The sequence below is a fragment of the Comamonas aquatilis genome, from assembly GCF_965139575.1.
Lineage (GTDB): Bacteria > Pseudomonadota > Gammaproteobacteria > Burkholderiales > Burkholderiaceae_C > Comamonas > Comamonas aquatilis.
The window spans coordinates 476,281-493,029 of the sequence record NZ_CBCSIW010000001.1; the positions used below are offsets into that span (position 1 = coordinate 476,281).

Consider the following 16,749-nt stretch of genomic DNA (forward strand, 5'->3'; position numbering starts at 1 on the left):
TTTTGGGGCGACGCTTATTTGGCGCTGAGCTTCATTTGGGCGGGCGAGGCCGTGATGTAGCCGACTGCCGAGCCAAACTTGTCTTTGTAGTTGGCCTTGATCAGCGGATCCAGCTGGGTCTTGACGCTGGCGTGGATGCCGCCCCAGTCGCCAGCGTGCTGGAAGTTGCTCATGATGTAGGTCCAGCCGTTGATTTCGTCCACGGCATGCAGGCCTGTGGACTCACCGCCTGCGGGCACGGACAGCAGGCGCGACAGCTGCTTGGTGTCCACGTTGTAGGCCCACATGAAGTTGTTGACGTGCTGACCGCTGTCCTCGCCGATGAACAAGGTGCGCATTTTTTCCGAGAACTTGAGGTTGTCGGGGTTGGCAATCTTGTTCGGATTGGCCGTGTTGCCCAGAGCGTCACCTTTGAGTGTCTTGCCATCGGTGTCCAGCAGATCCTCGCCGGCCAGCAAAGGAGCAGTGTCCACGGGCATCCATTCGCTGTTGATGGCGCCGCCCGTCGTGTCCTTCTGGCCGCCCTTGAGGTTTAGCGCCATCACCACACCAGCCACCAATTGCTTGGGGACGGAGACGCCATTGCCTGGTACGTTGGCAGCGTTGCCGGCGACCATGGAGCTTTGCACGTTCTGCAGTGCCGAGTAGGCGATCTTGTCCTTGGCGTTGACGGTGGTGCCTTCCATCTTGGTGAAGCCCAGGCTGGCACCCTTGAAGGCGGCATAGCGGTGGGTTTCGAGGAAGGCGGCGGCCTTGTCCATGCCGGGGTTGATCTTGATCCACTCGGTCTTGCCGTTGCTCACGATCTTGGTGTAGCTGGCGTCGCTGGGGTCGGTCTTGCTCACGGTCATGATGTCCGTGGGCTTGAGCGTGTTGGCCAGGTTCTCGATTTCGGCGCTGGTGGCCGAGCCCAGCTTGATCCAGGTCAGCGGTGCGGCGCTCTTGGCGGCGGGGTCGATGGAGAAGCCGGCACCGACCTTGGCTGCGTACAGCGTGCCCGAGGACAGGTCTTTTTCCTTGTCGGCCACAAACACGAAATAGGCGCTGTTGGTGGCGTCATCGCCCATGAGGGCGGTGCGCTGGTCGGGCATGACCTGGACCAGTTCATGGGAGATACGGCCCATGCAGAAATGCTTTTTGATCGTGGCGGTGCCGTCGACGTTCACGATCACTTCGGGCATGTGACCGTAGTGATAGGGGTTGGCTTTGGTCTTGTCGCCGTACAGGTTCTGACTGTAGTCCTGGAACATGGTGTTGCTGGCGATGCTGAAGGCGTCGGGTTCGTACTCTTCCGAGGACAGATGCGTGCCCCAGGGCGAGAGGCTGGCGCCGCAGGTGATCCACAGACCGTGGACCTTGGAGGTGTCGACATTGTGATACTTGACCAGGCTCAGCTTGCCGGTGCTCTGGTCCTGATCCAGCGTCAGTACGGCGATGGGCGAAGGCAGCTTGCCGTACATATCGGTTTTGCCGTCCTGGGCCCAAGTGGTGTATTCGAACTGCACCACGGCGAACACAGGCTGGCCCTTGACACCGTCCACCTTGGCATTGGGCACGGTGAGCAGCGAGGTGCCGTCGGGGGAATCGGAGAAGAAGTGGCGTTCCTGGCCGGAGACGGTTCTGTCGATGATCTTGTTGTTGAAGATGTCGAAGTAGCCGCCAGACAGGATCTTGCCGCCCTTGCCGTCCGATACTTCGTCGCCGGTCACGAAGAAGGGCTGGTAGCTCAGGTCGTAGCTTTGTTCGCTCTTGTCGTCAAAAGTGACCTTCATCTGCGATGCCATGAACATGGTGGCCATGTCGGCAGGCTTGGCCAGTGTGGGGGCTGCCATGCTGGTGAAGGTGGCCGAGACATAGTTCTTGGCGACGGGCGCGGGAGCGATCGGCGCATCATCGCCACCGCCACAGGCTGCCAGCAGGCTGGAGGCCGAAAAGGCAGACGCAATGGGAAGCATGGGAGCGCCCGACAGGAATTGCAGGGCTTTGCGGCGGCTGAGCAGAGTTTGAGACATGAGGGATTTGTAGTGGGGTTGGATTGGCTTGACGGGCCGCAACGCCTCGCCAAGGCCCGATCGCCCTCGATGCTAGAAACTCCTCGTGTCACAGTTGTTGCAGTTGCGTGACGAAGCGGTGACAGCTGCCGCGCAGCACGGCGCACAAAAAAGCCCCGGCTGAAGGGCCGGGGCTTGATGTGGTGGCTGGCTTTCAGTGTGCCGCAGGCGGCAAGCCGGGTGGGTTGGCCTGAGACTGGGCATCGCCTGGCTCATCGGGCGGGCTGAAACAATCGCGGAAGGTGAAGACCAGGGAGGTGAAGAACATGGCGGCCAGCATCAGCGCCATGGTCACCATGATTGCGCCAGCGGCAGCGCCGATCACGCTGGCCAGAACCCCGGTGACCAGGGCCAGCAGCGTGCCGCTGGCAATAAAGACACCCACCCAGCAGATGCCGAATACCGCATAGGCCGCAATATTGCGCACGCAGGCGACAAAGCTGAAGAACAGGGATTTGATGGGCGAGATGTTGTGCCAGTGCACCAGCGCCGGTGCATGCCAGAACAGCAGCGACAAAGGCAGGTACAGACCCATGCTCAGCCACATGGCGGACTGAAATTCGGGCATTTCGGCGATCTCGCGGGACATGGGCGTCTGGCCCATATAAACGCTGGCAAAGGTGCCGTCGTCAATCAGCGTGGATGCACCGATGACGAGCAGAAAGCCAGCGGCATACAGCCCGCCCAGCACCAGCATGGAGTGCATGCGCTGCGAGCCGTTGCGAAATGCCACCAGCAGCAGCGCCGGCGTGGGCTTGCGGCCATGGGCGGCTTCTGACGCCGCCACCATCATGGCCAGGGACACGGAGGGCAGCAGGGCCAGCGCGATCACCGGGCCGATCAGGGGCAGCACGGAAACCAGCGACATGCTGGCCATGGACAGGAAAAACAGGGCCGCCAAAGCCAGAGGTTGGCTTTTGAAAGTGCGCAGACCCAGCTGCACCCACAGCCAGCCGGTGCGGGCAGGAACGATTTGGAGTTTCATGGGAAGAAAAAAATGCTTTCGCGCCGCTTGGCAAAAGCTGATGCGCGCACTTTACCCGGTTCATGCGCACGGGGCCATCAATAGCCCCGTGCTGTCCGGCAGCTTGGACGGTACGGGCAACGCGCGGAGCGCTGCCGCAAGCCTCAGGCCAGGCTTTGGGGATGGGCGATGCGCTGCTTGAGCACGCGCTCGAAGTGGGTGGGGTCGTGGGGGGTCAGCAGGGCGGCTTCGCGGGGCAGATGGAAATCCCACAGGCGCGACACCCAGAAACGCAGGGCGGCTGCGCGCAGCTGGGCGTTGAACAGCTCGCGCTCGGCCGCCGTCAGCGGGCGCACGGCCTGGTAGGCGTCCAGCATGGCCTTGGCATGCGCCTCTAGGTGCGCACCTGTTGCGTGATCGATACACCAATCGTTCAGGCAGACCGCCAGATCGAAGAGCCAGGTATCGACGCCGGCAAAGTAGAAGTCGAAGAAGCCGGTGAGCTTGTCGTCGTCAAACATTACGTTGTCGCGGAACAGATCGGCGTGCACCGGGCCGCGCGGCAGTGCCGCATAGGCGGCTGATGCCGCCACATGGTTCTGGTAGGCCAGTTCGCTGCGCAGCATGGCCGCTTCTGGCTGCTCCAGATGGGGCAAGACCACGGGCGTGGTTTCGTTCCACCAGGGCAGGCCGCGCAGATTGGGCTGCTGGCGCTCATAGCTTTGCCCTGCCAGATGCATGCGGGCCAGCATGTCGCCCACGGCGGCGCAATGCACGGGCTGAGGTGCCAGCTGGCTCTTGCCGGCCAGGCGGTTGACGATGGCAGCCGGTTTGCCACAGACCTTGAGCAAGATGTCGCCGCTGCGGGTTTCGGCCTGAGGGTCAGGAACGGGAATGCCGGCCTGGGCCAGGTGCTTCATCAGGTACAGGTAAAACGGCAACTGCTCGGCCGAGAGGCGCTCGAACAGGGTCAGCACCCATTCGCCCTGGTCGGTACTCAGAAAATAGTTGGTGTTTTCAATGCCGCCTTGAATGCCGCGCAAGCCCGTAAGCGTGCCAAGGGAGAGACGGCGCAGCAGATCGCGTGCATCTTTTTCAGAGACTTCAGTGAAAACAGCCATGATGGGGAAAAATGCCGGCTCTATACCGGTCAGGTAGTCAGGTTCAATATGCAACAGGGCAGTGCTGGGTGGCACTGCCCTGTCATTCAATGGGGGCGCTGGCGCTGAGACTTAGAACTTCAGCACATTCCAGACCCGGCTGCCCGTGGTGTCGCCGCTGTTGTTGTCACGGTTACGGGCCGCTCTCGCGCCGTCGTTGGACTGCACTTCATACTCGGGCATGGTGCCCACCTTGGGTTGCACGGTAATGCTCTGGGTCTGGCCGCCCACGCGGGTTTCATCCACACGGCTGCCGGCATCTTCCACACGGATGTGTTCGATCCGCTGGTTGTGCTTGCCGGGTGCAGCAGAGTTCTCCGTCTTGTCCTGGGCAACAGGAGCTGCAGCCTGGGCAGGGGCCGGAGTGGAGGTCTGGGCCAGTACGGAACCGGCAGCCAGGCTGAGGAGGATGAACAAATGGGTGGCGCGCATGGCTCAATTGTAGGGCGAGTTGCAGATTGTCAGCTGGCCTTCGTCCCCGACTCCCATGGGGGCAGGGGCCGCAGTGCTTTGCATGGTTAATGCCGGTGCACGTGCACAATCTCGCCCATGAGCAATTCCAAGACCCTGGTGCTGATCGACGGCTCCAGCTACCTGTACCGCGCCTACCACGCCATGCCCGATTTGCGCGCCGAGCCCGGCAATCCGGCCAGCCCGGCCACGGGCGCGATACGCGGCATGATCAATATGATGCAGGCGCTGCGCAAGGATGTGCAGGCCGATTACGCCGTCTGCGTGTTTGATGCCTCGGGCCCGACCTTTCGCGATGAGATGTACACCGAGTACAAGGCCACGCGCTCGCCCATGCCCGACGATTTGCGCGAGCAGATTGCCCCCATCCATGAGGTGGTGCAGCTGCTGGGCTGGAAAGTGGTGGCCGTGCCCGGTGTGGAAGCCGATGATGTGATCGCCACGCTGGCGCAGATGGCGGCCGCGCAAGGCATCAAGGTCATCGTCTCCAGCGGCGACAAGGACTTGAGCCAGCTGGTCAATGAGCATGTGACCATCATCGACACCATGAACGGCAAAAAGCGCGACGTAGCCGGCGTGACGGCCGAGTTCGGCGTGCCGCCTGCGCTGATGGTCGACTACCAGGCCCTGGTGGGCGATACCGTGGACAACGTGCCCGGCGTCACCAAGGTCGGCCCCAAGACTGCCGCCAAGTGGCTGGAAGAGCATGGAACGCTGGACAATTTGATAGCTAACGCCGCAGGCATCAAGGGTGTGGCGGGCCAGAACCTGCGTGATGCGATTGCCAGCGGTCAGTTGGCGCTGAGCCGCCAGCTGGTGACCATGAAGACCGATTGCGACCTGGCTGACTACATCGGCGGCCTGCCGCAGCTTGACGGCGTGGTACTGGCCGAGCCGGATCATGCGGGTCTGGCACCCTTTTATGAAAAATACGGCTTCAAGGGCCTGGTGCGTTCGCTGGGTGCTCCTGTTTCTGAAGCGGCTCCGGCGAAGGCAGGCAAGCCAGCCAAGGCGGGCAAGGTCGACAGCGCCCAGGGCGGCTTGTTTGATGCCGATGATGCGGCGGTAACCGAAGTGGCTGTGGCGGCCCAGCAGCGCGATGTGCTCTACACCACCATCCTGACCGAGGCCCAGCTTGATGAATGGCTGAGCAAGATCGATACGGCCGCGCTGACCGCCATCGACACCGAAACCGACTCCCTTGACGAAATGCGGGCTCGGATTGTCGGCATTTCTTTCAGCGTGGCTGTAGGTGAGGCGGCCTATATTCCGTTGCGCCACGAAGGCATGGAGGTGCCCGAGCAGCTGGATATGGAGATGGTGCTGTCCAGGCTCAAGCCCTGGCTGGAAGATGCAGCCAAGAAAAAGCTGGGCCAGAACGTCAAATACGACCAGCATGTGTTTGCCAACCATGACATCACCGTGCGCGGCTATGCGCACGACACCATGCTGCAATCCTATGTGCTGGAGGCCGACCGCCCGCACAACCTGACAAGTCTGGCGCTGCGCCATGTGAACCGCACCGGCATCAGCTACGAAGACCTGTGCGGCAAGGGCAAGGGCCAGATTCCATTTGCCCAGGTGCCGGTGGACAAGGCCGCAGCGTACAGCTGCGAGGATTCCGACCAGACGCTGGATGTGCATGGCGTGCTGTGGCCCAGGATTCAGGCCAGCGCCGGTTTGCTGCATATTTATGAGCTGGAGATGCAGACCAGCGAAGCGCTGTTTCGCATCGAGCGCAATGGCGTGAGCATTGATGCGGGCGAACTGGCGCGCCAGAGCAATGATCTGGGCGCGCGTATCTTGAAACTCGAGCAAGAGGCTTACGAGATTGCCGGCCAGCCCTTCAATCTGTCCTCTCCCAAGCAACTGGGGGAAATCTTCTTCGACAAGCTGGGCATGCCCGTGGTCAAGAAGACCGCTACCGGCGCGCGCAGCACCGACGAAGAAGTGCTGGAAAAGCTGGCCGAGGACTATCCACTGCCCGCCAAGCTGCTGGAGCATCGCTCTCTGTCCAAGCTCAAGGGCACGTATACCGACAAGCTGGCGCAGATGGCTTTGCCCACGGACGGCCGCGTCCACACCCATTACGCCCAGGCCGTGGCAGTGACGGGGCGTTTGTCCAGCAACGACCCGAATCTGCAGAACATTCCCGTGCGCACGCCCGAAGGCCGCCGCGTGCGCGAAGCCTTTGTCGCTCCCGAGGGCAAGCTGATTGCCAGCGCCGACTACTCGCAGATCGAGCTGCGCATCATGGCCCACCTCAGCGGTGATGAAGCCCTGCTCAATGCCTTCCGCGACGGCCTGGATGTGCACCGTGCCACGGCGGCTGAAGTCTTTGGCGTGAGTGTGGACGAAGTCAGCAGCGAGCAGCGCCGCTATGCCAAGGTCATCAACTTCGGCCTGATCTACGGCATGAGCAGCTTTGGTCTGGCCAAGAACCTGGGCATCGAGACCAAGGCCGCCGCTGCCTATATCGACAAGTACTTCCAGCGTTACCCCGGTGTGAAGCGCTATATGGAGCAGACTGTGGAGCTGGCCCATGCCCAGGGCTATGTGGAGACCGTGTTCGGCCGCCGCCTGGTGTTGCCCGAGATCAACGGTGGCAACGGCCCGCGCAAGAAAGCCGCCGAGCGCGCCGCCATCAACGCGCCCATGCAAGGCACGGCGGCCGACCTGATCAAGAAGGCCATGGTGGCCGTTCAGGCCAGACTGGATGCGGAAAAGCCCGAGGTGCTGGTCATCATGCAGGTGCACGATGAACTGGTGTTCGAATTGCCCGAAGCCGACCGGGAATGGGTGCGCACCGAGATTCCACGTCTGATGGCCCAGGTGGCCGAGCTGCAGGTGCCCTTGCTGGCCGAAGTGGGCTTTGGCGCCAATTGGGAAAAGGCGCACTGAAGGCAAAGCACGACCAACGTCTATGCTGTCGCAGGCTCCGGGGGCCAGAGCCAAGTCATGGCATAGTCCACAGCATTTCGGTGTCCATGCCTGTGAATTGATGCATTGCATATGTTGAAAACTGCTGCCAGTTTTTTTGTGTCCGCTTTGGTCCTGGTCTGGCTTGGCTGGCCGGCTGGTGATGCCAGTGCGGCGGGTGCAGGCATTGGTTCGCAAAAAGGCAGCTGGCAGCTGGTTCAGGCCGTGCCGCGCGGCGAGGTGGCCGAGCCGCTGACGCAGCACTATGCACGTCTGCTGCCCCTGTATCTGGGCGGCAAGGTCGTGATTCCGGCCTCCACGCGGGGGCGGGATGTGGATGGCGTCTATGAGGCACTCAAGACTTCCGATCCCGACCGGACTTTGATGATGCTGACCACGGGAATGAACAGCAAGCTGCACGATGACGCGGTGAGCCGGCACAGCAGCCCTCCTGTGCTGGTGGTGCAACTGGTCTTGCAGCGTTCCTGGTGCCTGGTCTCGGCGCAGGATGTGCCGCCGCGCACGGCCGAAGAGCTTGGCAGCTGGGCTGCGGGCCTGGGGCGTCCGCTGCGTATCGGCCTGCCGTTTATCGAAGGGGCTCCCGATGTCTGGGTCAGGGCGATGGAGAAAAAAACCGGTGTGCGCTGGCAACCGGAAGTGTTCTCCAAAAGTGCGGAAATGAGCATGGAAGCCTTGCTCGATGGCAGGCTGGATCTGCTGTTCGATCACTGCGCCGAATTCCAACGCATTTTTCAGGGCAAGAATGCCGCCAGAATTCGGCCGCGTTTGCAGATTCTGGCCACTTCAGGCTCGGCGGACCCTTCGCCGTTTCCCACGTTTGCTCAATGGCGGCTGCCCACGGTGCAACCGGGCTGGATGGCCTGGTTTGTGCCGAGCGGCATGGGAGCTACAGAGCGGGCGCGGGTGGCCCGGGGCCTGCATGCCATCACCGTGCGCGACGATACCCAGCGTCTGATCCGCGAACTGCGGCAGGAGCCCAGCAGCATGACGACCGAGGCTTCGCAAGTCTATGTAGCGCATTGGTCCAGCACCTGGAAAAGCATCTCCTACTGGCTGGACAACGTTCCCAGCAAACCCAGTAGGCCGCCGATTTCCGTCAGGGCACTGGAGTAAGCCAGCTCGCCAATTTTCGATAAAAATGCGATAAACCCATTGATGAGAAAGCGCATGCAGCTCTATTTTTCATAGTGATAGAGGTGGTAAGCGCGATGCTCGGATGCCGACGGCTCTGGCGGAGCACAGCAGTTTGTGGATGTGTTGCAAGGAGATCTTGAATGCAGTTTGATGATTTGCGATCCGATATGGACTCCCTGTTGGCGACCAAGGGCGGGGTAGCTGGTGCAGCGCTGCCGCGCCGCAGTGCGCTGCAGCTGGCTCTGGGCGTTGGATTGGGCCTGGGGTATGCGGCGGCGGCCGGGCCTGTCATGGCCCAGACGGCCATCAGCACGCCTGCAGACGGGCTGACCGAGGGTGAAATTCATATCGATGTCAACGGCTACAAGCTGCCGGCTTACCGCGCCGTGCCTGCCGGCAAGTCTGCAGCTCCGGTGGTGCTGGTGATTTCCGAGATTTTCGGCGTGCATGAGTACATTGCCGATACCTGCCGCCGCCTGGCGCGTGCCGGCTATATGGCGATTGCCCCGCGTCTGTTTGTGCGCCAGGGCGACCCCATGGCCTATACCGAAATAGCCCAGCTGCTGAACGAGGTGATTGCCCGGGTGCCCGATGAGCAGGTGATGACCGATCTGGATGCCGCCGTGCAATGGGCGGCCAACAACGGCGGCGACGTGAAAAAGCTGGCCGTGACCGGTTTTTGCTGGGGCGGCCGCATCACCTGGCTGTATGCCGCGCACGGCCCGGTGAAAGCCGCCGTGGCCTGGTATGGGCGCATGCAAGGCCTGGAGACGCTGCTGCAGCCGGAGCAGCCGATTGAGCAGGTTGCCAGCCTGAAGGCCCCGGTGCTGGGCTTGTACGGCGGCAGGGATGCGGGCATTCCGCTGGAATCCGTGCAGGCCATGGATGCGGCGCTCAAACAGGGCTCCGACGCGGCCAGGAGCTCGGAGTTTGTGGTCTACACCGAGGCTCCGCACGCCTTTCACGCCGACTACCGGCCCAGCTACCGCGAATATGCGGCCAAGGACGGTTGGGAGCGGATGCTGGGCTGGTTTGCCAAGCATGGCGTGGCATGAAGCCGGGGGGCTTGACAGCTTTGCTAAGGTGAAACGATAGATCGGGAACAAGATGGTTCCGGGTCGTTGTCATGGGGATAGCCGCAGCGGCACCGCGCGAGCGGGCGCATTCTGCCAAAATCCCCTGGTTTCGCCTGCAAAGGCATACGGTTAATGCATAAATCGCTATGACGTTGGTAGCAATCATTTTGGCCACCCTGGCTGCTGGTATTGGCAGTGTTTGGGTGGCCGCCTTGTTGATGGGTTGGGGTGGGGCGCGTTCGCCCGGGGTCATGCCGCAGCGTTTGCTGAGTCTGGCCGCAGGCGCTTTGTTGGCTACGGCCTTCATGCATCTGCTGCCCGAGGCGTTCGAGAGCCATGGCGAGGCGCATGACTTGTTCGTGGTGTTGCTGGTCGGCCTGGTGTTTTTCTTTCTGCTGTCCAAGGCCGAGCTATGGCACCACGGCCATGAGCACTCCCATGCCTTGCCGCAGGAGGATCATGAACACGAGCATGGACATGGCCATTCACACGGCCATGGGCATGATCACGGCCATCGCAAGGGCGGCTGGGCCATTTTGACCGGCGACAGCGTGCATTGCTTTGGCGATGGCGTGCTGATTGCTTCGGCCTTCATGGCCGATATGCGTCTGGGCCTGATTGCCGCCATCTCGGTGCTGGCCCACGAAGTGCCGCACCATATGGGCGACATCGTGGTGCTGCGCCAGTCCAGCACCAACCGCCGTGTGGCGCTGATCAAGGTGTCCATGGCCGGTGCGGTGACCACGCTGGGCGGTATTGCCGGTTACTTCCTGATCGGCCAGCTGCACGATTTGCTGCCTTACTTTCTTACGGTGGCTTCCAGCAGCTTTATCTATGTGGCACTGGCGGATCTGATTCCGCAACTGCAAAAGCGCCTGAGCTCCAAGGAGACTGCGGCGCAGGTGTTCTGGCTTTTGCTGGGCATTGCGCTGGTCACACTGGCCAGCGGTGCAGCACACACCCATCCGCATACACACTGAGTGAACGGAATCTGAACGCACAAATGGCAGCCTGGGCTGCCATTTTTTGTTGCTAGAGCGCTTCGGCCTCTCCGCGCAGCACGGCTCTGACGGCCGGCAGTTGCCGCCGCGAGACGGGCAGCAGCTCCGGCACGCCTTGCAGGCGCAGGCCCCAGCCTTCGCCTTCCTCGTGGTCCTCGTATTTTTCCAGGCTGCGCATGGCGCCGCGCGCCACCAGAGTGTTGCGGTGTACGCGCAGCAGCTGCTGGCTGTGGCGGGTTTCCAGTTCGGCCAGAGCGCCATCGAGGATGTAGTGGCGGCTCACGGTGCGAACCGTGATGTATTTTTGTTCAGCCTTGAGATAGCGTACCTCGGTCAACGGCAGCCTGATGGTGGTCCCGCGCTCCTGAATCAGGAGTGAGGGCGCACTGTCATCAAGGGCCAGGGCCTGAATCTGGTTGCTGCGCTCGGCCTTGAGCAAGGCTTGCTTGAGCCGCTCCAGTCGCACCGGCTTGGTCAGGTAGTCGGCAGCATCAAGCTCGAAGGCTTGCAGCGCATGTCCGGCATGGGCGGTGACAAACACAATCGCGGGCGGATGGGGAAAGTTGCGCAAGGTCTCGGCCAGTTCCAGGCCGTCCTGGCCCGGCATATGTATGTCCAGCAGCACCAGCTCGATGGGCGCGGGGCGCTTGGCCAGCAGCAGGGCGCGGGCCTGCACGGCATCGGCCGCCTCCAGCACATGGTGGCCGTGGCCGCTGTCGCTATGGCAATCGCCAAGCAGCGTGCGCAATCTGGCACGGGCCAGCGCCTCGTCATCGACTATCAGTATTTGCATGGCTTGGGGTGGTGGATGGGGCGGATGGCTGAGGCTCCAGTGGCACGCTGATGCGCACCACGAACAGCCCTTTGTGCTCACCGGCGCTGAAGCTGCCGTTCAAATCGTGCAGCAGCGACAGCCGGGCTTTCACATTCTCCAGCGCAATGCCGTTGCCCTTGTCGGGGCGTTCTTCGGGGCGCTTTTCGCCAGCGGCGGGCAGGCTGTTGACGATATGAATCAAGGCCTGTTCGCCACGTCGTTCGGTGCGCACCTGCAGCTTGCTGCCGGCTGTGCTGGGCTCCACACCGTGGCGTATGGCGTTTTCCACCAGCGGCTGCAGCAGCAGTGGCGGCAGCAGCGCGTGGTGCGCGCTTTCATCGAGCTGCCACTGCAATTGCAGACGCTCGCCAAAGCGCACCTGCTCAATGGAGAGATAGCGCTGGGCCAGCTCGATTTCCTGGGCCAGCGTGGTGGTGCTGTGCGGCTCTGCCAGCGCGTAGCGAAACAGATCGCTCAAGTCCTCCAGCATGGTCTCGGCCTTGGCCGGCTCGGCCCGTATCAGGGCGATCGCACTGTTGAGCGTGTTGAACAGAAAATGCGGGCGTATGCGCGATTGCAGCTCGGCCAAGCGGGCCTGGGTCTGGGCCGGTGTATTGCCACGGGCACGCAGCACCAGAGCGGTCACCAGCAAGGCGGCCAGCAGGCCGCCGGTCACTGCGCTGGCCAACCAGGGCGGCTTGCTCAGACCGATAAAGCTCAGCATGGCGCAGGCATACAGGCCGGCCAGGGCGCCCAACAGCACGCCCGCCAGATACTGGCCGCGCATGCTCATGCGCTGCAGCTGGTATTTGAGGCTGCAGGCCGTAATCAGCCACACCAGCGTGCCGGGCAGGCTGGCGGCGGTGAGCAGCGACATGCTGGACAGCCACTCCCACAGCGAATCTGCACCGAACATAGCGGCCGTGGCAATGACCAGTTGCACAAACAGCACGGCGCGCAGCATCACGCCGGCGTTGCAGGCGTCAAACACCAGAGCGCTGGGCCTGGTGTGCAGAGGAGGTGAAAAAACAGGGCGGGTCATGGCGGCAGTTCAGCTGCCGCGCGAGAGCTGGCAAAGCGTGCGGCATGGCCGGATTATGGAGAGTCTGCCCGCTGGCTGAAACAGGCGCCTACTGTTTTGCCGGTTGATGGCACCCGGTTTGAGCCGGCTCAAACTGGCAACTACGCCCTGGCACCGGCCTTTGACGCCTGGGTAAAGCGCTGCAGCGACCAGGCAATACCGGCCAGAATCAGCAGCATGGGCGCCAGCTCGGTGAGCTGGGGCAGACGTCGCACATGGATGAAGTGGTAGGCCAGCGCGAACAAGGTCTCGAACACCAGCAACTGGCCCACCAGGGTGATGGGCAGGCGCTGGCTGGCGGCATTCCACATCCAGTTGCCCAGCCAGGACGAGAAAATCGCCACGGCCAGATTCAGCAGCCAGAACATCTGCCAGCGCTGGGCAGGAATGGCCGGCGCAGCGTCGCCGGGTGAGACCAGCCACAGAACCGCCCACAGCAGAGCACTGATCAGACCGACGGCCAGGCCCCAGAGCGTGGACCATTGCGTGCCGTTGAAACGGCTTTGCGCCAGATAGCGGGTGTTGTCCAGCGCGTAGCGGCTCCAGCAGATGACGGCCAGCACGGCCATGACCACGCCCAGCAGATAGCGACCCGGCTGCTGGCTGCTACCTGTTTCGCCGCTCAGCGCATGGACGTTGATCAGCACAATGCCGGCCAGGATCAGGGCCATGGGGGCGAGCAGGCTTTTGAGAGGAACCGCGCCCGAGGTCTTGCGGCCCAGCAGCGGCACCATGACCGGCACCAGGCCCACGATCAAGGAAGTGATTGCCATGCCTATCCACTGCACCGAGGTGGCCACCAGCGCAAAGTAGATGATGTTGCCCGTCAGGGCCAGCCAGATCAGATGCCGGACATCGGCTTTGCGCAGCCTGGGCAGCAGCCGCGTCGCCTGGGGCAGAAAAATGCACAAGGCCACCACGCCGTACAGCACAAAACGGCCAAAAGTGATTTGCAGCGGGGAGAACTCCGGCAACAAGGTGGGCACCAGAAAAATGGCGCCCCAAAGCGCACAGGCGGCCAGGGCGAACACGGAGCCGGAAACCAGGGAAGAGCGGGAATTCATGCGAAAGCAGGGCGTGGCGGCAGCGGTGCGGCCGTGCGCGAGAGAAGATCAGGGGAGCGAGCCGCCGAAATTGTGGCTTGATCGCAAAGACCTGCAGACAGGCTTGAGAACCTGATTTTCAAGTTAAATACCGATGTAGACCTTATCAGTCAATCGTATGTAGCTATCAAATGAGAAGTGTATGCTGCTCGTCAAGGGCTTTGTCGCAGTGGCCGGCAATGGCTCTTGCGGCAGTTGCTTCGGTTTGCGGAGGCGGGCCGATAAAATCGCGGTTTCTGCTTTGCACAGCCGCATCGCCATCGCCCTGATGGCCGGGCCTGTGGTTTTACGGGATTGTTGCCCTCACATGTCTACATCTGCTCCTTCGCACAACCAGCTCGATACCAAGGCCGAAGCCTGGTCTGCCCTGTTCTCCGAACCCATGAGCGACCTGGTCAAGCGCTATACCTCCAGCGTGTTCTTTGACAAGCGCATGTGGCAGGCCGACATCCAGGGCAGCCTGGCCCACGCCGAAATGCTGTCGGCCCAGAAGATCATTGGCGCCGATGACTTTGCCTCCATTCAGAAGGGCATGGCGCAGATCACTTCCGAAATCGAAGCCGGCACTTTCGAGTGGAAGCTGGATCTGGAAGACGTGCACCTGAATATCGAAGCGCGCCTGACCGCCTTGGTGGGCGATGCCGGCAAGCGCCTGCACACCGGCCGCAGCCGCAACGACCAGGTCGCCACCGATGTGCGCCTGTGGTTGCGCGGCGAGATCGACATGATCGAAGGCCTGTTGAAAGAATTGCAGCTGTCGCTGGTGGAAGTGGCTGCCCAGAACGTGGACGTGATCCTGCCGGGCTTCACCCATCTGCAAGTGGCCCAGCCCGTGAGCTTTGGCCACCACATGCTGGCCTATGTGGAAATGTTCAAGCGCGATGCCGAGCGCATGCTGGATGTGCGCAAGCGCGTGAACGTGCTGCCGCTGGGCTCGGCCGCTCTGGCCGGCACCACCTACCCCCTGGACCGCGAGCGCGTGGCCAAGAGTCTGGGCATGGTGAATGACCAAGGCGAAGCCTGCGTGTCGCAAAATTCTCTGGACGGCGTCAGCGACCGCGACTTTGCGATTGAATTCACCGCTGCTGCTTCGCTGTGCATGGTGCACGTGAGCCGTCTGTCGGAAGAGCTGATCATCTGGATGAGCCAGAACTTCGGCTTCATCCGAATAGCCGACCGCTTCACCACCGGCTCGTCGATCATGCCCCAGAAGAAGAACCCCGATGTGCCCGAGCTGGCACGCGGCAAGACCGGCCGTGTGGTCGGTCATCTGATGGGTCTGATCACCTTGATGAAGGGCCAGCCCCTGGCCTACAACAAGGACAACCAGGAAGACAAGGAGCCGCTGTTCGACACCGTGGACACCTTGAAGGACACGCTGCGCATCTTCGCCGAGATGATTGGCGGCCAAGTCAACCCCGCCACCGGTGTCAAGGAAGGCGGTATTACCGTCAACGCCGAGAACATGCGCGCTGCGGCCTTGAAGGGCTATGCCACGGCCACCGATCTGGCCGACTATCTGGTCAAGAAGGGCCTGCCCTTCCGCGATGCCCACGAAACCGTGGCCCATGCCGTCAAGCTGGCGCAGCAAAAAGGCGTGGATCTGACCGAGCTGCCCCTGGCCGAGCTGCAGGCTTTCAATCCCAATATCGAAGCCGATGTGTTTGAAGCCCTGAGCCTGGAAGGCTCGCTCAATGCCCGCAACACCCTGGGTGGCACGGCGCCGGCACAGGTGAGATTGCAGCTGGCCAAGCATCAGGCCCGTCTGGCCTGATCGGCCTGAGCAGATGACGGCGTAGTTTTCACGCCTTAAAAGCGCCCTTTGCCGGGCGCTTTTGTTTTGGATAATCGCAAAAATCACAGGGAGAACTCAATGGCTCAATCTCGTCGTCAGTGGCTGCGTGCCGGTATGGGGGTGGCGGCAGCGTCCACTCTGGCTCCGTTGAGCTGGGCGCAGTCCCACACGGGCCAGCCCATACGCATCCTGGTGGGCTTTCCGCCCGGCGGCGGCTCGGATGCGATTGCGCGCCTGCTGGCGGAAAAGCTCAAGGACGAACTGGGCAGCACGGTGCTGGTGGACAACCGCCCCGGCGCTGGCGGTCAGATTGCAGCTCAGCTGCTCAAGGCGGCCCCCGCTGATGGCCATACCCTGTTTCTCAGCCACGACCACACGATTTCCATCCTGCCCCAGGTGGTGAAAAAGCCAGGCTTCGAGCCGCAACAGGATTTTGTGCCCGTGGCCGGCATTGCCACGTTTGTGAATGCGCTGGCCGTCTCCAGCAACACGCCGGCCAGGAATCTGGCCGAGTACGCGGCCTGGGTGCGCGGCGAGGCCAGGCGCGGCACCGTGGGTATTCCGGCACCGGCTTCCACGCCGGAATTCCTGACCAAACTGTTGGCTGAACACTACAAACTGGATCTGGTCGCGGCGCCATACCGCGGTAGCGCTCCCATGCTGGCCGATATGCTGGGCAACCAGATTCCGGCCGGAATCGGCTCCGTACCGGACTTCATGGAGAACCACAAGGCAGGCAAGTTGCGCGTGATCGGCGTGATGGGCGCCAAGCGTCAGAGCACCATGCCCGAAGTGCCCACTTTGCTCGAACAGGGCATCAAAGGGTTTGAAGACACGCCTTACTACGGCATCTACGCCCCCAAGGGCGTGCCCCAGGCTTTTGTGAACCGCTTCTCGGCGGCCGTGGCCAAGGTGTTGCAGCAGCGCGATGTCTATGCCCAGTTGACCGCGCTGGGTCTTACAGTTGGATACATGAATCCCGAGCAGTTGGCCGTACGTGAAAGTGCCTATACCCGAGTCTGGGCCGGTATCATTCGCCGCAGCGGTTTCCAGCCGCAATAGCCCTTGCGCGCAGCATTCGCCTGAAAGCCTTGCGCCGCTTGCGGTGCAGGGCTTTGTTGTTTTGCGCTGCAGGCCAGGCCAATGCGGCGCCGGGCCA

At 62.2% G+C, this 16,749-nt stretch carries 13 protein-coding genes; 6 read left to right on the forward strand and 7 right to left on the reverse strand.

Annotated features, from left to right (window positions below; all coding sequences use genetic code 11):
* Window positions 1-14 precede the first annotated feature (14 nt).
* From ACNAZA_RS02165 to ACNAZA_RS02180, 4 genes are all read right to left on the reverse strand, one after another.
* Window positions 15-2,012: a PhoX family protein gene (locus ACNAZA_RS02165; protein ID WP_415794745.1), complete on the reverse strand. Its 1,998-nt coding sequence runs from the start codon at window positions 2,010-2,012 to the stop codon at window positions 15-17.
* A gap of 193 nt (window positions 2,013-2,205) precedes the next feature.
* Entirely contained in the window at window positions 2,206-3,036 is an 831-nt protein-coding gene (locus ACNAZA_RS02170; RefSeq protein ID WP_415794746.1) for a BPSS1780 family membrane protein, read from the reverse strand.
* Between the two features lie 143 nt (window positions 3,037-3,179).
* Window positions 3,180-4,136, reverse strand: a complete 957-nt coding sequence (locus tag ACNAZA_RS02175; protein WP_415794914.1) for a homoserine kinase — start codon at window positions 4,134-4,136, stop codon at window positions 3,180-3,182.
* 111 nt (window positions 4,137-4,247) lie between these two features.
* A complete protein-coding gene (locus ACNAZA_RS02180; RefSeq protein WP_415794748.1) occupies window positions 4,248-4,607 on the reverse strand; it encodes a hypothetical protein in 360 nt (119 codons plus the stop codon).
* A gap of 117 nt (window positions 4,608-4,724) precedes the next feature.
* Between ACNAZA_RS02180 and polA the strand changes: the two genes are divergently transcribed.
* From polA to ACNAZA_RS02200, 4 genes are all read left to right on the forward strand, one after another.
* Window positions 4,725-7,547 carry a DNA polymerase I gene (gene polA / locus ACNAZA_RS02185; RefSeq protein WP_415794749.1) on the forward strand — a complete coding sequence of 941 codons (2,823 nt, stop codon included), beginning with the start codon at window positions 4,725-4,727 and terminating at the stop codon, window positions 7,545-7,547.
* Window positions 7,548-7,658: 111 nt separating this feature from the next.
* On the forward strand, window positions 7,659-8,699 hold the full coding sequence (locus tag ACNAZA_RS02190; RefSeq protein ID WP_415794751.1) for a type 2 periplasmic-binding domain-containing protein: 1,041 nt from the start codon (window positions 7,659-7,661) through the stop codon (window positions 8,697-8,699).
* Window positions 8,700-8,860: 161 nt separating this feature from the next.
* On the forward strand, window positions 8,861-9,775 hold the full coding sequence (locus ACNAZA_RS02195; protein ID WP_415794752.1) for a dienelactone hydrolase family protein: 915 nt from the start codon (window positions 8,861-8,863) through the stop codon (window positions 9,773-9,775).
* Between the two features lie 167 nt (window positions 9,776-9,942).
* The gene (locus ACNAZA_RS02200; RefSeq protein ID WP_415794754.1) at window positions 9,943-10,776 is read left to right on the forward strand and encodes a ZIP family metal transporter; all 834 of its coding nucleotides are present in this window, start codon (window positions 9,943-9,945) and stop codon (window positions 10,774-10,776) included.
* A 52-nt stretch (window positions 10,777-10,828) separates the two neighbouring features.
* On the opposite strand, the gene ACNAZA_RS02205 is transcribed toward ACNAZA_RS02200, so the two are convergent.
* From ACNAZA_RS02205 to ACNAZA_RS02215, 3 genes are all read right to left on the reverse strand, one after another.
* Entirely contained in the window at window positions 10,829-11,590 is a 762-nt protein-coding gene (locus ACNAZA_RS02205; protein ID WP_415794755.1) for a LytR/AlgR family response regulator transcription factor, read from the reverse strand.
* A complete protein-coding gene (locus ACNAZA_RS02210) occupies window positions 11,568-12,653 on the reverse strand; it encodes a sensor histidine kinase (RefSeq protein WP_415794756.1) in 1,086 nt (361 codons plus the stop codon). Before ACNAZA_RS02210 ends, ACNAZA_RS02205 begins: the two co-directional genes overlap by 23 nt.
* A gap of 140 nt (window positions 12,654-12,793) precedes the next feature.
* Entirely contained in the window at window positions 12,794-13,756 is a 963-nt protein-coding gene (locus ACNAZA_RS02215) for a DMT family transporter (protein ID WP_415794757.1), read from the reverse strand.
* Window positions 13,757-14,102: 346 nt separating this feature from the next.
* Here ACNAZA_RS02215 and argH point away from each other — a divergent pair, with 346 nt between their 5' ends.
* Together argH and ACNAZA_RS02225 are read left to right on the forward strand one after the other, a co-directional pair.
* A complete protein-coding gene (gene argH / locus ACNAZA_RS02220; protein ID WP_415794758.1) occupies window positions 14,103-15,569 on the forward strand; it encodes an argininosuccinate lyase in 1,467 nt (488 codons plus the stop codon).
* 99 nt (window positions 15,570-15,668) lie between these two features.
* Window positions 15,669-16,652, forward strand: a complete 984-nt coding sequence (locus ACNAZA_RS02225; protein WP_415794760.1) for a Bug family tripartite tricarboxylate transporter substrate binding protein — start codon at window positions 15,669-15,671, stop codon at window positions 16,650-16,652.
* Window positions 16,653-16,749 lie beyond the last annotated feature (97 nt).